We start from the raw sequence: 15,182 nt of genomic DNA, 5'->3' as shown, positions 1-15,182 counted from the left end.
TAACCCGTCACTCTTTTTTTACGCATGTATTGCCAAAGCAAGTACGGACTTGTTATGGTTTAGAGAGAATAGTAGGAAAACAGGAGGTATGAGATGAATAAACGAGTTGTAACGATTGAAGATTTATTTGAAACGAAGTCTGTAACGAATCCCGTATTGGCACCTAACGATCAAGAAGCGGTGTTTACGGTGACGGAATTAAATAAAAAGGACAATGCGTATCACTCAGCCATCCATCATATCGATTTGCAAACGGGTGATGTTACGCGGTGGACATATGGTAAGCATCAAGTTAGTGCGCCAAAATGGTCTCCTGACGGCAAGAAATTAGTGTTTTTATCAAATCGCAGCGAAACGAATCAACTATACATTATACAAAAAGCGGGCGGGGAAGCCTATGCGCTAACGGACTGTAAAAAAGGAATCGATTCATTCGAATGGTCGCCGTGCGGTAAGAAAATTTGGTTTACAGGCACGCTGAAAACAGGCGAAACATTTTCTACTACAGTACAGAAGGAGAAAGGATTACCGCAACCGATCCGTGTAACGAAAATGAAATACAAAGCAGATTTCATTGGCGTAATACCGCAAGACGAATATACACAAATCGGTTATGTCGAACTGGCCACGTGCACTATTTGCAATTTCACAATGGAACCATTTGATCATTCGCTAAAGGCGGTTTCACATGACGGCAAGCAATTGGTAGTCGGGATCAATCGCAACGAGCAGCTCGATTATGATTTCAGTACTTCGTTCGTGCTGTTGGATGTAGAGACTAAAAAAGAGACAGTCATTCTCAATGAACAAGGCTTTTTCGGCGATGTAGCTTTCTCTAAAGACGACCGCTATATTGCGTATACAGGGTATGACATGACGTTCCAAAACGTTACGCAGGCAGATGTTTTCGTCTATGACCAAACGAATGGTCAGACGATGAATTTGACAGCGGGAATTGACGCGCCGGTTGGAGACGAAAGTATTTCCGATCACTTGCAACAAGTGATTGCGCCAGGCGTAATGTGGACGGAAGACGAGCAACTGTATTTCCAATTATCAAGTATGGGAGAAGTGCGTTTATACGCGGCTACACTGGACGGCGCGATTTATCCCGCGACAGGTGAAGAAGAGCATGTTTACGGGTATGATGTAGCCGGAGACGCGGAATTTGCGTTGCTCGCGGTTAGCACGATGACGAATCCCGGAGAACTGTATCGCCAAACGATAGCGACTGGTGAACGGACAAAACTCACTTCATTTAATGAAGACTGGTTGAAGAGAGTCGAGTTAGTTGAACCGGAAACGATTCATTATACGAATGATCATGTAAATATCCAAGGGTGGCTAATGAAGCCTGCGAACTTTACAGAAGGTAAAACGTATCCGCTCATTGTGGAAATTCACGGTGGACCGCATGCGATGTACGGCTATACGTATTTCCATGAAATGCAAGTGTTAGCGGCGCAAGGTTATGGCGTTCTCTATGTCAATCCACGTGGCAGTCACGGCTACAGTCAGGCGTTTGTTGACGCAGTGCGTGGCGATTATGGTGGCGGTGGGTACGAAGATATCATGGCAGGACTGGACGAAGTACTGAAAACCGAAAACTGGATTGATGAAACGCGCCTTGGCGTGACAGGTGGTAGCTACGGTGGCTTCATGACGAACTGGATTGTCGGGCATACGAACCGTTTCAAAGCAGCCGTCACACAACGCTCGATCAGCAACTGGATTAGTTTCTTCGGTGTCTCCAATATAGGCTATTACTTCACTGACTGGCACCTGAAGGCTGGAATGACAGATGTCGATACGCTGTGGAATCAGTCCCCGTTAAAGTATGCAGAGAACATCGAAACACCTCTATTAATCCTTCATGCCGAACGTGATTTCGTCTGTCCAATCGAGCAAGCTGAACAATTATTTATTACACTAAAAGATTTGGGCAAAGAAACCGAATTTGTTCGCTTCCCCGAATCCGATCATAATATGTCGAGAACAGGGAAACCGAATTTGCGAATTGCGAGATTAGAAGAGATTACCGGGTGGTTTAAACGGTATCTATAAGGTAAGATGAGAAGGTATGCCTAAACGGCTATACATGAGAAATATTGTGTGTATAATGATAGACGAATTAAACTTATAAAAACTACTTGAGAAGAGGTTCTGCATGATGGAAGAACAATTACTGTACAGAATAGAGTCGGATTTTATCGGAGAGAAGAAGGTGCCGCAAGACGCGTATTACGGTATACAAACACTACGCGCAGCGGAAAACTTTCCTATCACTGGCTACCGCGTCAATAGCGACTTGATCCGTGCGATTGCAATCGTCAAAAAATCTGCAGCACAAGCTAACCGTGACATCGGTCAATTGGACGCGAACATTGCAGAAGCAATCATCCAGGCGTCTGAAGAAGTGATCAATGGCGCATTGCGCGATCAGTTCCTCGTGGATCCAATCCAAGGTGGAGCAGGAACGTCAGTGAATATGAACGCAAACGAAGTCATCGCCAACCGTGCACTCGAAATTCTCGGCCACAAAAAAGGTGAATACGACATCATTAGCCCGAATACGCATGTCAACATGGCACAGTCGACAAATGACGCGTTCCCGACTGCGATCCATATCGCTACACTAATGAAAGTAGATAAGCTACTTGGCGTGATGGAATCCCTTCATAAAACCTACTTGAAAAAATCGATCGAATTCCAATCAGTCTTGAAAATGGGCCGTACACACTTACAAGACGCAGTACCAATTCGTCTTGGACAAGAATTTGAAGCATACGCAATGGTGTTACGTCGCGACATTGAACGCGTTCGTGTATCACGCGTCTACTTGTACGAAATCAATATGGGCGCAACAGCTGTCGGAACAGGCTTGAACGCTGATCCACTATATATCAAAAAAGTGGCGAGCTACCTGTCAGAAAACAGTGGTTTTGAATTAAAGTCTTCCACACACTTAGTGGACGCTACACAAAATACGGATTCGTACGTGCAAGTATCGGCAGCACTACGCGGCACGATGCTGAACCAGTCTAAAATTTGTAATGACTTGCGTTTGATGGCATCTGGCCCACGCACAGGTCTCTCTGAAATTGCATTACCTGCAAGACAGCCAGGATCGTCTATCATGCCAGGAAAAGTGAACCCGGTTATGGCAGAAGTCATGAATCAAGTGTCGTTCCAAGTAGTGGGTAACGATATGACGATTGCGTTGGCATCGGAAGCGGGGCAGTTCGAATTGAACGTCATGGAGCCAGTGCTGGTGTTCAACTTGCTACAGTCACTGAAAATCATGACCAACGTATTCGGTGCATTCCGCGATTATTGTTTAGATGGAATCACGGCAAACGTCGAGCACTTGTCGGAGTATGTGGAGAAGAGTATCGGAATCATCACAGCGATCAATCCGCACGTTGGGTATGAAGTCGCGTCAGAGATTGCGAAAGAAGCATTGTTAACAAACAAGTCGATCCGTGAAATTTGTATCGAGAGAAATATCTTGTCGACAGAAGAGTTGGATACGATTCTACATCCATTCGAGATGACAAAGCCTGGTATTTCGGGTAAAGAGTTGTTGAAGAAGAAAATTATTCTTTCTAAGTAAGGCTGGGATTGTGGTTCTGGGAATGGGGCTCCAGACGGGACGCTTTCCTGCGGGCATGGCTTGAGCTTCCTCGTCCGCTTCGCTACCTGCGGGATCTCAAGGCTCATGCTCATAACGCTTCGCTTTTAATCGCAGAAGTAATTGCTATTCCCGCGGGAGTCGCCCGTCTTACGCCCCATTCCCTAGGTGGATAGCTGAAGACACTCATTGAATGTACTAGAACTTTTCGTGCTAGGCTTAGTATAGAGAAATTTAGGGCTAGTGAACTACACATTGAAATCAACGTTGAGTATGTGCAGTCTCTACTTATCTCATGTCACCAATCCGTAAACCCTGCGTAGTGACGCAAAGGAGTATTCGACTATGAAAGTGCATAATATTATGGAAGTCGTAGTACGCGACGTGATATCCAAATATAAAGACGAGTTGCATTTACCGTGTACATGCGAGCATTGCTTGAACGACGTACTCGCGATGACGTTGAATAATGTAAAACCTCAATATGTCGTTGATGAAGCAAACAGTGCGTATATCCGTGCCGTCCATGAAGCGGATCGTCAAGGGGCCACTGCCATCTTGACAAAAGTCGCGTGGGCTGCGGGAATCGTTGGGCGAAACCCACGATGCGACAATATGAAAAACCCTTCCGAGTGATTCGGAAGGGTTTTTTTATTGAAATACTCATGCTGTTGGACGGATTTGTTGTTTATGGGGGTGACGGTGGCTGGGTCGGGCCGCGCCGCGCTCATAGATGGTCGAGATCCGCTCTATCCAGCTCGGTTACCGCTCTATGAAGTGAGTTTTCCGCTCTATTATTCCGATCGAACGCTCTATCCAACCGTTTACCCGCTCAATGAAGACGTTTAGCCGCTCTATCGACCACGCTGTGAAGCCCGAACTATCTCACATGATCCCTGAAAACACTTGCTTCACTAAAAAGGGGCGATGGCTGAGCCGCGCTCATAGTTGGCCGAGATCCGCTCTACCCAGCTCGGTTACCGCTCTATGTAGCGTGTTACCCGCTCATACTTTACCGTGGGCGCTCTATCCAACCACTTAACCGCTCTATGAAGACATTCATCCGCTCTATCCCCCATCCCCCCCCATCCCGCAATTCATCCTCACCAATCCTCTCTTCACAGATGCCAACTCCACCAATTTCAGGTAGAATAAGTTACAGGAGTTGATCATATTGAAAACAGCGATTGTGACAGACACGACGGCGTATTTGCCGGATGACATAAAAGCGGAACTCGGGATTCACACGATCCCGTTACTCGTTACTATCGACGGCAAAGAATTCAAAGAAGATGTCGACATTACGACCGAAGCATTCTACGAAATGGTCCGCGGCAAAGGTCCGCTACCAAAGACATCACAACCCGCAATCGGAGACTTCGAAGCATTATTTAGCGAACTGGCAAAAGACTACGACGCGGTCATTACGATCCACTTGTCGAGCGGCATTAGCGGAACCTACATGGGCGCGTTACAGGCTGCCGAGCTCGTGCCGGAATTAGAAGTGCTGGCGTTTGATTCGGAAGTTTCAGCCTATCCCCAAGGCTTTTACGCGATCCGGGCAGCACAGCTTGCGAATGAAGGCGTACATCCGCGTGCGATCATCGAAGAATTAAATGACATGCAGAAAGACGTCAAAGCCTATTTCATGGTGGACGATTTATCGCATCTGCAACGTGGCGGTCGTTTATCCGGTGCACAAGCGCTAGTTGGCGGATTGTTGCAAGTGAAACCGGTTTTGCATTTCGTAGACAAAGTTATCGTGCCGTTCGAAAAAATCCGTACGTCTAGAAAAGCGATGAAACGTATTTCGGACTTGCTGTCGGAAGATGCGAAAAATCAATTGCTCGACGCAGTAGTGATCCATGCGAATCGCTATGACGACGCAGTAGAATGGAAGAAACAATTAGAAGAAAAACATCCGAACGTCGATTTCACGATCAGCCACTTTGGTCCAGTGATCGGCACGCATCTTGGTGAAGGGGCCATGGGGCTCGGTTGGGTGAAACGACGCGGAACCTGAACAGGGGGAACTGCATGTCCGAACGAGACCAACTTAAGCAATTTTTGGCGGGCCGCATTTGGTTGCGTCATCTTTTGCCATTCTCGGAAGAAGTCGTTGACGAAGCGATTCGTCAAGGTGATATTCATATAAAACCAGGTGTTACTACAAAAAAGACGTGGCATGGTAAACACTATGCTTGCCAGCGTTGCCATAATGAAAATCAAGCACGCTTCACCGTATTCACGTGCGCTCAATGCGAAGCACCTTGCGCCTACTGTAGAAATTGTCTCAACATGGGACGGGTGTCGTGTTGTACAAATTTACTCACGTGGACAGGCACACCGCCGACTTTCCCAACGAGCCACCGTATGAACTGGCAAGGAAATTTGACGCCTTCTCAACAGAAAGCGACGAGTGAATTGTTGGAAAGTACGAAACAAGGCATATCTCATTTACTCTACGCAGTGTGCGGATCGGGCAAGACGGAAATGCTGTTTCAACCGATTCATTATGTATTACAAGAAGGCAAGCGAGTTTGTCTGGCGGCGCCTCGTGTGGACGTCATCTTAGAACTATTGCCGCGGTTAACGATCGCTTTTCCTGATACGAAAGTAGAAGCATTATATGGCGGGGCAGAAGTAGAACACTTTGACGCACAGCTAATCCTTGCGACGACTCATCAGCTCTATCGTTTTCACGAGGCGTTCGATGCGGTCTTTGTCGATGAAGCCGATGCGTTTCCTTACACAGCGGATGAAACGTTACAGCAAGCCGTCAGGAAAGCGGTAAAACCGAACGCACCGATTCATTTCGTGACGGCAACGCCTTCTCGTCAGTTGCTTGCTATGAATAAAAAGCAAGGCAATATTTCGGTCCTCGCACGTCGCTATCATGGTCAGCCGTTACCGGTACCGCGAAGCGTTGCGCTATGGAATTACGAGAAACAGCTGAAAAAGAAACGGATTCCGGCGAAATTACTGCGCTGGACAACCGAACGTCTTGAGAAACAGCAACCGTTTCTCATCTTCTTTCATCAGATTGAACTGATGGAAATTGCAGAACCGTTATTCCAGAAACTCGATGAGCGAATTTGTGCAGTCCATGCGGAACATGAAGATCGGAAAGAACGGGTGCAGTTACTCAGACAGAAAGCAGTCCCTGGATTGCTGACGACTACGATACTCGAGCGAGGCATTACCATTCCGAATGTGCAAGTGGCGGTTGTCGGAGCGGAGCAAACGATTTTCAATAAAGGCGCACTCATCCAAATCGGTGGGCGAGTGGGGCGCTCTGTACCGAACACGTCGGGCGACTTTGTACTATTCCATCAAGGCATCACATATGCTATGGACGAAGCGAAGCGAGAAATTCGCAAGCTAAACAATACAGAGGTGCCGCAATGACGTGCTTACTATGCGATAAACCACTACACGACCAGCCCACTTGGCAACACTTCCTCGGAATTCAAAAAGACACGTCCGCCTGTCCAATCTGTATGGATAAATTCGAACGCATCGACAGTGTCATACAAGATGACGTACTCGATTCTGTTCATTCCATCTATGCATATAATGAAGCAGCGAGAGAGTACTTGCATCAGTTCAAGTTCATGCAAGACGTCGCGCTCGCACAAATTTTCGCCTCCACATTACGTAACGTGTTGAACGATTCCAAAAAGATCGTTGTACCGATTCCGATGCATCCTTTCAATAAAAAGAAACGAACCTTTTCGCAAGTGGATGCGTTATTAGAAGCCGCGAATATTTCGTATCAATCGCTACTTGAAAAAACAACGGAATCCGTCATGGGTGAAAAATCTCGCAGCGAACGGCTCGCAATGACTGAACTATTCCACGTATCAGCCGATATACTTTATTATGAAGCAGTGTACGTGCTCGTTGACGATATTTATACGACCGGCACCACATTGCGTCACGCAGCGGAAGCGTTGAAACAGCGCGGTGTACACCGAGTGGAAGCAGTGACGTTATTTAGACCTATTAGAGAGAAGTGATGGAGATGGCGGAAGTACGAAATTGTCCGACATGTGGCAGTATGTTTAATTACACAGGACTTCGGGACGTATGTGGCACGTGCGCGCAAGCGGAAGAGGAAATGTATGAAACAGTCTATCGATTTTTACGCAAACGAGAGAACCGTGCAGCGAATATCGAGCGAATTGTGGAAGTAACAGGCGTGACACAGGAATTACTGCATCGCTGGGTGCGTAAAGGAAGACTGCAACCGGCATTGTTCCCGAACCTGGGCTATCCGTGTGATAAATGTGGCGCATTAACATCGACAGGTAAGATCTGTGCCAAATGTATGGAAGAGATTCAATCCGATTTACGAACATTTGACGCGGCGCAAGAGCTTCGTGAAGCGATCAAAGCACAAGATAGAGGCACATACTACACGCAAAAAGACGGTAGATGATGAAATACGAAACGAGCAGTTCGTACTGCTCGTTTTTTCGTACAAAAGCCTCTAAAAACTTCATGAAATCTGCCGAAGTAAAGAGTAGGACCCAAATCCAACATAAGAATCGAAAGGAGCGAGACGTATGAAAATAGAAGGATTTAAACCACAAGCCGTCAACCCGTACCGCAATCAACAAATGAAAGTCGATCAAACGAAGCAAGCAGCACAAGTGAAAACGGATAAGCTCGAGATTTCATCAGAGGCGAAAAAGTTATCCGCTACTTCACCGGTTGAATCGGCTAGACAACAGCGTGTACAGGAATTAAAAGCGCAAGTGCAATCTGGAGAATATCAAGTAGATGCGGGTAAACTCGCTTCCACTATGCTGTCGTATTTCAATAAGCTATAAGGAAAGTAGGGTTCCACATGTCCATTGAACCAATTTTGACAACGCTCAATCACTTAGAAAAACTGCATACGAGCTTGCTCCGTCTGTCGAACGATAAGACCGCATTGCTAAAAAGCGGCGACGTCGACGGGATTGACCAGCTGTTGAAGGAGGAGCAAGCTCACTTAGCAGCTATTATGCAAATGGACCAAAAGCGTGTACAGGAAGTGAAGCAGTACATAGCCGCACAAGGATGTGCAGTACTTGCTGAACCGACAATGACGCAATTAATCGAACTAGCAAACATTCCGGACAAAGAACAGTTAGCAGAGGCGAGGGACCGTCTCCTGCATGCGATTCATGAGTTGAAACAGCAGAATGAACTTAATCAGCAACTGACCTATCAATCTCTTCAATTTGTGAATCTATCGCTGGACATGGTCCGTCCGCGTCCGGAAACCGTCAACTATTCGAAAAACGAAGTACAAGGGCAGTCACAAAGCGGAGCCAAAACCAAGCTCTCCTCATTCGACTCCCAAGCTTAAGGAGGACACAACATGCGCTCGACATTCATGGGACTAGAAACTAGCAAACGCGGATTGTACACACAGCAATCCGCTCTTTATACGACAGGGCATAATATTGGGAACGCGAACACACCCGGTTACTCACGTCAGCGTGTCAACATGCAGGCGACGTCTGGCTTTCCAGGCGTTGGGCTGAACGCGGGAACGGTTCCGGGATTTCTCGGGACGGGTGTAGAAGCGGGGAGCATTCAGCGTATTCGGGATTCATTTGTCGATCATCAGTTTCGTAGTGAATCAACGAAGCTTGGGTATTGGGAATCGCGTACGAATGCCATTGCACAAATGGAAGACGCGATTGGCGAACCTTCAGAGTATGGTTTACAGCAATCGATGAGCGACTTTTGGCAATCATTGCAGACACTGGCGACGAGTCCGGAGAATGGTGGGGCGCGTGCGGTTGTTGTGGAACGCGGGGTGGCGGTAGCTGACTCGTTTAACTATATTCACAAGTCTGTTTCTGGAATTAAAGGAAATCTAGGCGACCAAATTGACTTTAGTACAAATGATATTAACTCGTTGCTAACTCAAATTGGAGAATTAAACAAACAAATCGCCAACGTCGAACCGAATGGCTACTTGCCAAACGATCTCTATGATACGCGTGACAGCTTACTGGACAAGTTGTCTAGTTATGTACCGATTGAAACGAGCTATGAGAAATCGGGGGGACGTTCACTTGCTATTGCAGAAGGTACGGTGACGATTAAAATTAAAACGAATGTTCCAGGAAAAACGATCACGGTAGTACAAAAAGACAAAGTCGCTGAACTTACTGTAGACGGCAAGGATCCGGATAAGCCGTTTCCAAATTTGATGACAGGTTTTACATTCAAAGGCGGACCGATTGCGGATCCTGCTGACGGTAAGTTGTCTGTAAACGAAATGGTCAAAAGCGGTGAATTGAAGTCGCTTGTGGATTCGTATGGATATATAGATTTAGATGGAAAAGAAAAAGGTCTTTACCCAGAAATGATGGAAAAACTGGATAAAATGGCGAATGAGTTTGCGAAAGCGTTTAATGCCGTTCATGAAGATGGGACGGACTCAAAAGGTGTAAAAGGCGAGCCATTCTTTGTCTTACCAGCTGGCGCAACCGAATTTTCTGCAAGTAACATCGCCGTAAATGATGCAATTAGAAAAGACCCGAATAAACTGGCAGCCTCGGATGCAAAAACGGGTGCGGAAGTCGGTAACGGTCAAAACGCTAAAAAACTAGGCGATGTATTTTTTGCGAAGTTACCCGGACTAGACGGCTCAAGCGTTCAGAGCTACTATGCGCAAACGATCGGCCAACTTGGAGTCGAAGGACAGCAAGCAATCAAAATGACGGAAAGCTCAGGTGTTTTACTATTAGCGGTATCAAATCGCCGAGACTCCATCAGCTCCGTCTCGCTTGACGAAGAAATGACCGACATGATCCGCTTCCAGCAAGCATACAACGCATCTGCCCGCATGATCACCGTGATGGACGAAGCACTCGACAAAATCATCAACGGAATGGGTATAGCCGGCAGATAATGAAGGGGGAATTCTCATGCGTGTAACACAATCGATGCTATCGCAAAACATGCTGCGCAACTTATCAAGCAGTTATAATAATATGGGAAAACTACAAGAACAATTGAATACAGGAAAAAAAGTCAATCGCCCGTCCGATAATCCCGTCGTCGTCATGAAAGGCATGGGCTACGGTATGCAAGTGAACAAAGTGGAACAATACCAAAAGAATATGGGCGAAGTGAATAACTGGCTGGATAGTTCGGATGATGCGCTAGATGGGGTAGGACAAGTATTGCATCGAATGAAAGAACTAGCTACAAATGCTTCTAATACTGGCACGATGACAGAGACAGACCGGAACGCAATTGCAACAGAGATTGGTCAGCTCCGTGAACACTTGCAAGATGTCGCCAATACTAAAGTGGGCGACAAGCACATATTCAGCGGAAGTATGACGGATAAACCCCTGTACAATAAAGAAAAGGATAAAGACGGAAATGTTATCGGTTACGAACAGGGACAATCATTTAAGAATAATGTAGAAATTGAAGTATTCGACGGCATAAACTTACGAGTCAGTACAGATGTAAGTGAAATGTTTAAAGATATTGATATGATGCTTGATAAAGTAAAAGACCTCACAGCTACAGGTTCCACGGCTACAGGAGAAAGTTTTGGTAAACTGATTGGGGATATTGACGGTCATATGGATGTTGTTCTTTCAAAACGTGCAGACATCGGTGCCCGTTCCAATCGTGCAGAACTTATGCATAATCGTCTGGAAATGCAAGAAGGCGCTGCGAAAAAGCAACGTTCTCAAAACGAAGATGTGGATTATGAAAAAACGATTACGGACTTGATTACATCAGAATCGATCCATCGTGCAACATTGTCAGTTGGTGCTAGAATTATGCAGCCTTCTTTAATGGATTTCCTACGCTAAAAGACGTGGCGGACACTAAGCAAGTGTCCGCTATTTTTATATAAGAAAGTAAGGAAGTGATTGACGTGAACATTCCACAGCTTCAAATTCAAACGACACCGGCAAAGATTGACCTACAAGTGACGAAACCTGTTCAAGAAATTCAGCAACCTAAAGCGACGCTGAGTATTGAACAACCAGCAGCCATATTGGAAATGTCAACAACCCGACCGCAACTATCACTCGACACAACAGAGAATCGTGCAGATCTCGATTTGAAAAGTGTATTTCGTCGAACGGCTGAAAATGCACAATACGGCATACAAAAAGTGCAAGAAGGAACAGCTCGTCGGGCGCAAGAAGGTATGCAACTGATGAAAATTGAGAACGGTTCAACGATAGCAGATATCGTGAAACAGAACACAGAGAAACCGATGGCCGAACTTCAAGTGAAATTCGTAGGTGACCGTACCAAAATCAAAATGAGTTTTTCAGAAGGTTCACTGGATATTAATGTGACACCGCAGAAGCCGAAAATCGACGCACAAATAAATAAACCAATCCATAATTACACACCAGGGAAAGTATCTGTAGAGATGCAACAGTACGGATCGATCCAAATTGATTGGAAAGTTTAATAAATAGAACGAAAAATATAAACTAGCAAAATGTTGAAAAGGAGAGAGACCTAGTGACACAACCACTAAAAGAAATCGCAACAAAATTCCACGGTAAAATAGAAGTCGATCTATCGAAAGCATGGCACTTTCCGAAAGGACTTCCAGGATTCGAAGAGGAAGAAGAATTCGTCATCTTGCCAATCGGAGAGAATGAACAATTTCAAGTATTGCAGTCGACGAAAGATGCCGCTGTAGCATTCGTCGTAGCGAATCCATACAAAATTGTGAAAGAGTATGACTTCAAAGTAGATGATCCGACAATTGATTTACTAGAAGTGAAAAGCCCAGAAGAATTGATGGTACTCGGTATTGTCTTCATTAAAGAACCATTTGAAGAATCCACAATCAATTTACAAGCACCTCTTCTATTCCAAACAAATAACAGAAAAGCCAAACAAATGGTATTGAATGATAAGCGCTATCTTATCAAACATCCAATCGATAAAAAGAAATTGGATGAAATGAAAGAAAAAACAACTAGCGGAAAGAGTGAATAATATGTTAGTACTCTCACGCAAAGCGGGCGATACGATTAAAATCGCAGATAATATAGAAGTGAAGATTTTGGAAGTAAAAGGCGATACGGTGCGGATAGGGATTGAAGCGCCTAAATCAGTGGATATTGTACGGGGTGAACTGATTCAGTCTATTAAGGATACGAATGCCGAATCATTGAAACTGGATATGGACTGGTATACAAATTTAAAAGATAAAAAGTGAATCGTAAGTCAATAATCAAAAAGTGAGTGCAAGTCACGTGATCTCCACATTTCAAATAAATAGAAAAAAGATTTCAATAAACTACTAAACACTCTAGTCACTCATCCGATATTAGTAGTGTAAGCGGCAGAGAGCGTCCGGCCGGCACTCAAAACCGTAGTACAAATAAGGGACACAAGGACGTGTACCCAACAAACACTCAAGGAGGAAATTAACATGATTATTAACCACAACATGGCAGCGATGAACACGCACCGCCAACTAGGTTCAAACAACGCAGCAGCAGCTAACAACATTGAGAAATTATCTTCAGGTTTGAAGATTAACCGTGCAGGAGACGATGCAGCAGGTCTAGCAATCTCTGAGAAAATGCGTGGACAGATTCGTGGATTGGATATGGCAGCTAAGAACTCTCAAGATGGAATTTCTCTAATTCAAACAGCTGAAGGTTCTTTGAATGAAACGCATGATATACTTCAACGTATGCGGGAATTAGCTGTCCAAGCAGGTAACGATACGAATACAGAATCGGATCGCGGAGAAATCCAGAAGGAGCTTAACTCTTTAACTTCTGAAATTAATAGAATTGGTAATACTACTGAATTTAATACTCAGAAATTACTTAACGGTACTAAAGATGGAGCAGGGTCAGCAGCAGTAACAGCTGTTCAAGGTGAATTCGAAATCGGTGTAACTAGTCTATCTGCTGGAGTTACAATTGACGGAAAAGCGGTTGCTGGCTCCGGGTCAATGACTTTATCTGGACTTGCTACTGCAATTAATGGAACTTCTGGTTTAAGTGGTGCTTACACTGCATCTGTTGCTAGTGGTAAATTGATACTGACTCAAAATAGTGGTAGTGAATCAGCAAGTGCTCCTGTGATAAATGCAGGTGGTTCTGTAACTACCAATACTGCTGGAGTTGTAGCAAAAGCAGCTGTAGTAGCGGATGATAGCAAAACACTTAAGCTTCAAATAGGTGCAAATCAGGACCAAAGTTTATCACTGGATATTGCAGATATGAGGGCTTCTGCCTTAGGGTTGACAACAGCTGGCTCTGGAGACAAATTAGCAGTTACAGATGGTACAAGCAATGCCACATCAGAGCAAGCTTTAGACGTTTCAACTCATGCCCAGGCAGCACAGGCTGTAACGATAATTCAAGATGCAATTGATAAAGTTTCTGCAGAACGTTCTAAACTAGGTGCAAACCAAAACCGTCTAGAACACACAATCAACAACCTTGGAACTTCTTCCGAAAACTTAACGGCTGCGGAATCACGTATCCGCGACGTGGATTATGTCTTAGCTGCTTAAGCAGTAACAGACACAGTCGTCCTGACTGGTAACGGTCAGAGAGTACGACCGGGTGAATTGCTGGAAACCCCTGAAACTGTTCTTGCTACAACGTAACTGGAAACGGTCAGCGTGAATGCTTGAAAAAAGAACAGATTGGGCAATCAGCAGCCAAGCTCCTGTCTCGAAAGAGTGGAGAAGGTTCAACGACTAGGATAGACCATCTAAGGCGCAAGCTATGGTGATGAAATCCGTAGGAAACACAAGACTGAGTAGCTTGTGAATCCGAAGTGCCCGGCCCCTACCGAGAGTGGAGGGTGAAGATATAGTCTAGTCATTAGTGAAAGCTAATGTTCGCACGATGGCGAAAGAGATGATGGACTTTACGAAGAACAACATCTTAACTCAAGCAGCACAAGCAATGCTTTCTCAATCGAATCAGCTTCCAAACGGAGTATTACAACTCCTACGGTAAACGATTCAGGGACGCCTATTCGGTAACGGATAGGACGCATAACTGGGTGAATTGCTGGAACCTCCTGAAGTCCACTTTCCGACAACGCAGCTGGAAACGGCAAACGTGAACGGTTGAAAAAAAGTGGAATTGGACAATCAGCAGCCAAGCTCCTGTGAGGAAACTCTGGAGAAGGTTCAACGACTAGGATATACCGTCTAAGGCAAATCGCTATGACGATGAAATCCGTAGGGCGTCAATTGACGTTCGAAGTGCCCAGCATCCTAGGTATTTAGGTACAAGGATGGAGATATAGTCTAGACCTAATTGGAAATAATTAGGGGCGACGCAAGCCAATCAGCAGCCGCAGGGCGTTCTACAACTACTACGTTAATAGAACTTTCGGCTCACAAAAAGAGACTTCCTAAAGGGAGTCTCTTTTTAAATGTGCGCCCAGCATGGGTGTAGTCTATAGGGTGCAAGTCCCGAACTGTGAAGGCAGAAGTAACAGTTAGCTCAACGCAAGGGTGTCCATGGTGACGTGGAATCTGAAGGAAGCGAGCGGCAAACCTCCGGTC

The 15,182-nt window shown here is 45.3% G+C and carries 17 protein-coding genes; all 17 read left to right on the top strand.

Annotated elements, in window-relative coordinates; genetic code table 11:
* Window positions 1-93: 93 nt before the first annotated feature.
* The 17 genes from CSV60_RS12055 to CSV60_RS11980 all read left to right on the top strand — a co-directional run bounded on the left by CSV60_RS12055 (window position 94) and on the right by CSV60_RS11980 (window position 14,625).
* Entirely contained in the window at window positions 94-2,064 is a 1,971-nt protein-coding gene (locus CSV60_RS12055) for a S9 family peptidase (RefSeq protein ID WP_099637163.1), read from the top strand.
* Window positions 2,065-2,167: 103 nt separating this feature from the next.
* The gene (aspA, locus tag CSV60_RS12050; protein ID WP_099631126.1) at window positions 2,168-3,613 is read left to right on the top strand and encodes an aspartate ammonia-lyase; all 1,446 of its coding nucleotides are present in this window, start codon (window positions 2,168-2,170) and stop codon (window positions 3,611-3,613) included.
* 363 nt (window positions 3,614-3,976) lie between these two features.
* Window positions 3,977-4,267: a late competence development ComFB family protein gene (locus CSV60_RS12045; RefSeq protein WP_099637162.1), complete on the top strand. Its 291-nt coding sequence runs from the start codon at window positions 3,977-3,979 to the stop codon at window positions 4,265-4,267.
* Window positions 4,268-4,333: 66 nt separating this feature from the next.
* Window positions 4,334-4,480: a hypothetical protein gene (locus tag CSV60_RS15880; RefSeq protein WP_158233177.1), complete on the top strand. Its 147-nt coding sequence runs from the start codon at window positions 4,334-4,336 to the stop codon at window positions 4,478-4,480.
* 325 nt (window positions 4,481-4,805) lie between these two features.
* The gene (locus tag CSV60_RS12040) at window positions 4,806-5,654 is read left to right on the top strand and encodes a DegV family protein (RefSeq protein WP_099637161.1); all 849 of its coding nucleotides are present in this window, start codon (window positions 4,806-4,808) and stop codon (window positions 5,652-5,654) included.
* Window positions 5,655-5,668: 14 nt separating this feature from the next.
* Complete coding sequence (locus CSV60_RS12035) at window positions 5,669-7,039, top strand: ATP-dependent helicase ComFA (protein WP_199175283.1); 1,371 nt, start codon at window positions 5,669-5,671, stop codon at window positions 7,037-7,039.
* Complete coding sequence (locus tag CSV60_RS12030; RefSeq protein WP_099637160.1) at window positions 7,036-7,650, top strand: ComF family protein; 615 nt, start codon at window positions 7,036-7,038, stop codon at window positions 7,648-7,650. Before CSV60_RS12035 ends, CSV60_RS12030 begins: the two co-directional genes overlap by 4 nt.
* 5 nt (window positions 7,651-7,655) lie before the next feature.
* Window positions 7,656-8,072, top strand: coding sequence for a TIGR03826 family flagellar region protein (locus CSV60_RS12025; RefSeq protein ID WP_099637201.1), 417 nt, complete (start codon window positions 7,656-7,658; stop codon window positions 8,070-8,072).
* Between the two features lie 127 nt (window positions 8,073-8,199).
* Window positions 8,200-8,466 carry a flagellar biosynthesis anti-sigma factor FlgM gene (flgM, locus tag CSV60_RS12020; RefSeq protein ID WP_099637159.1) on the top strand — a complete coding sequence of 89 codons (267 nt, stop codon included), beginning with the start codon at window positions 8,200-8,202 and terminating at the stop codon, window positions 8,464-8,466.
* Between the two features lie 17 nt (window positions 8,467-8,483).
* Window positions 8,484-8,990: a flagellar protein FlgN gene (locus CSV60_RS12015; protein ID WP_099637158.1), complete on the top strand. Its 507-nt coding sequence runs from the start codon at window positions 8,484-8,486 to the stop codon at window positions 8,988-8,990.
* Window positions 8,991-9,002: 12 nt separating this feature from the next.
* Window positions 9,003-10,550 carry a flagellar hook-associated protein FlgK gene (gene flgK, locus CSV60_RS12010; protein WP_099637157.1) on the top strand — a complete coding sequence of 516 codons (1,548 nt, stop codon included), beginning with the start codon at window positions 9,003-9,005 and terminating at the stop codon, window positions 10,548-10,550.
* Window positions 10,551-10,566: 16 nt separating this feature from the next.
* Window positions 10,567-11,475, top strand: coding sequence for a flagellar hook-associated protein FlgL (gene flgL / locus CSV60_RS12005; RefSeq protein ID WP_099637156.1), 909 nt, complete (start codon window positions 10,567-10,569; stop codon window positions 11,473-11,475).
* A 65-nt stretch (window positions 11,476-11,540) separates the two neighbouring features.
* The gene (locus tag CSV60_RS12000; protein ID WP_099637155.1) at window positions 11,541-12,092 is read left to right on the top strand and encodes a DUF6470 family protein; all 552 of its coding nucleotides are present in this window, start codon (window positions 11,541-11,543) and stop codon (window positions 12,090-12,092) included.
* A gap of 53 nt (window positions 12,093-12,145) precedes the next feature.
* Window positions 12,146-12,631 (top strand): flagellar assembly protein FliW, encoded by a 486-nt coding sequence (gene fliW / locus CSV60_RS11995; RefSeq protein ID WP_099637154.1) that lies wholly within the window; start codon window positions 12,146-12,148, stop codon window positions 12,629-12,631.
* 1 nt (window position 12,632) lies between these two features.
* Window positions 12,633-12,854: a carbon storage regulator CsrA gene (csrA, locus tag CSV60_RS11990; RefSeq protein WP_099637153.1), complete on the top strand. Its 222-nt coding sequence runs from the start codon at window positions 12,633-12,635 to the stop codon at window positions 12,852-12,854.
* Window positions 12,855-13,070: 216 nt separating this feature from the next.
* The gene (locus tag CSV60_RS11985) at window positions 13,071-14,171 is read left to right on the top strand and encodes a flagellin N-terminal helical domain-containing protein (protein ID WP_099637152.1); all 1,101 of its coding nucleotides are present in this window, start codon (window positions 13,071-13,073) and stop codon (window positions 14,169-14,171) included.
* A gap of 340 nt (window positions 14,172-14,511) precedes the next feature.
* Window positions 14,512-14,625, top strand: coding sequence for a flagellin (locus CSV60_RS11980; protein WP_099629383.1), 114 nt, complete (start codon window positions 14,512-14,514; stop codon window positions 14,623-14,625).
* The last annotated feature ends 557 nt before the right edge of the window (window positions 14,626-15,182 follow it).

Origin of the sequence: Sporosarcina sp. P7 (genome assembly GCF_002743425.1) — a bacterium.
Lineage (GTDB): Bacteria > Bacillota > Bacilli > Bacillales_A > Planococcaceae > Sporosarcina.
Note: the sequence above shows the minus strand (reverse complement) of the source record. Positions and strands in the feature narration are given on the sequence as shown.

Coding starts and splice junctions, on each gene's coding strand:
- CSV60_RS12055 (WP_099637163.1), top strand. CDS start 94: ATGAATAAACGAGTTGTAACGATTGAAGATTTATTTGAAACGAAGTCT.
- aspA (WP_099631126.1), top strand. CDS start 2,168: ATGATGGAAGAACAATTACTGTACAGAATAGAGTCGGATTTTATCGGA.
- CSV60_RS12045 (WP_099637162.1), top strand. CDS start 3,977: ATGAAAGTGCATAATATTATGGAAGTCGTAGTACGCGACGTGATATCC.
- CSV60_RS12035 (WP_199175283.1), top strand. CDS start 5,669: ATGTCCGAACGAGACCAACTTAAGCAATTTTTGGCGGGCCGCATTTGG.
- CSV60_RS12030 (WP_099637160.1), top strand. CDS start 7,036: ATGACGTGCTTACTATGCGATAAACCACTACACGACCAGCCCACTTGG.
- CSV60_RS12025 (WP_099637201.1), top strand. CDS start 7,656: ATGGCGGAAGTACGAAATTGTCCGACATGTGGCAGTATGTTTAATTAC.
- flgM (WP_099637159.1), top strand. CDS start 8,200: ATGAAAATAGAAGGATTTAAACCACAAGCCGTCAACCCGTACCGCAAT.
- CSV60_RS12015 (WP_099637158.1), top strand. CDS start 8,484: ATGTCCATTGAACCAATTTTGACAACGCTCAATCACTTAGAAAAACTG.
- flgK (WP_099637157.1), top strand. CDS start 9,003: ATGCGCTCGACATTCATGGGACTAGAAACTAGCAAACGCGGATTGTAC.
- flgL (WP_099637156.1), top strand. CDS start 10,567: ATGCGTGTAACACAATCGATGCTATCGCAAAACATGCTGCGCAACTTA.
- csrA (WP_099637153.1), top strand. CDS start 12,633: ATGTTAGTACTCTCACGCAAAGCGGGCGATACGATTAAAATCGCAGAT.
- CSV60_RS11985 (WP_099637152.1), top strand. CDS start 13,071: ATGATTATTAACCACAACATGGCAGCGATGAACACGCACCGCCAACTA.
- CSV60_RS11980 (WP_099629383.1), top strand. CDS start 14,512: ATGGCGAAAGAGATGATGGACTTTACGAAGAACAACATCTTAACTCAA.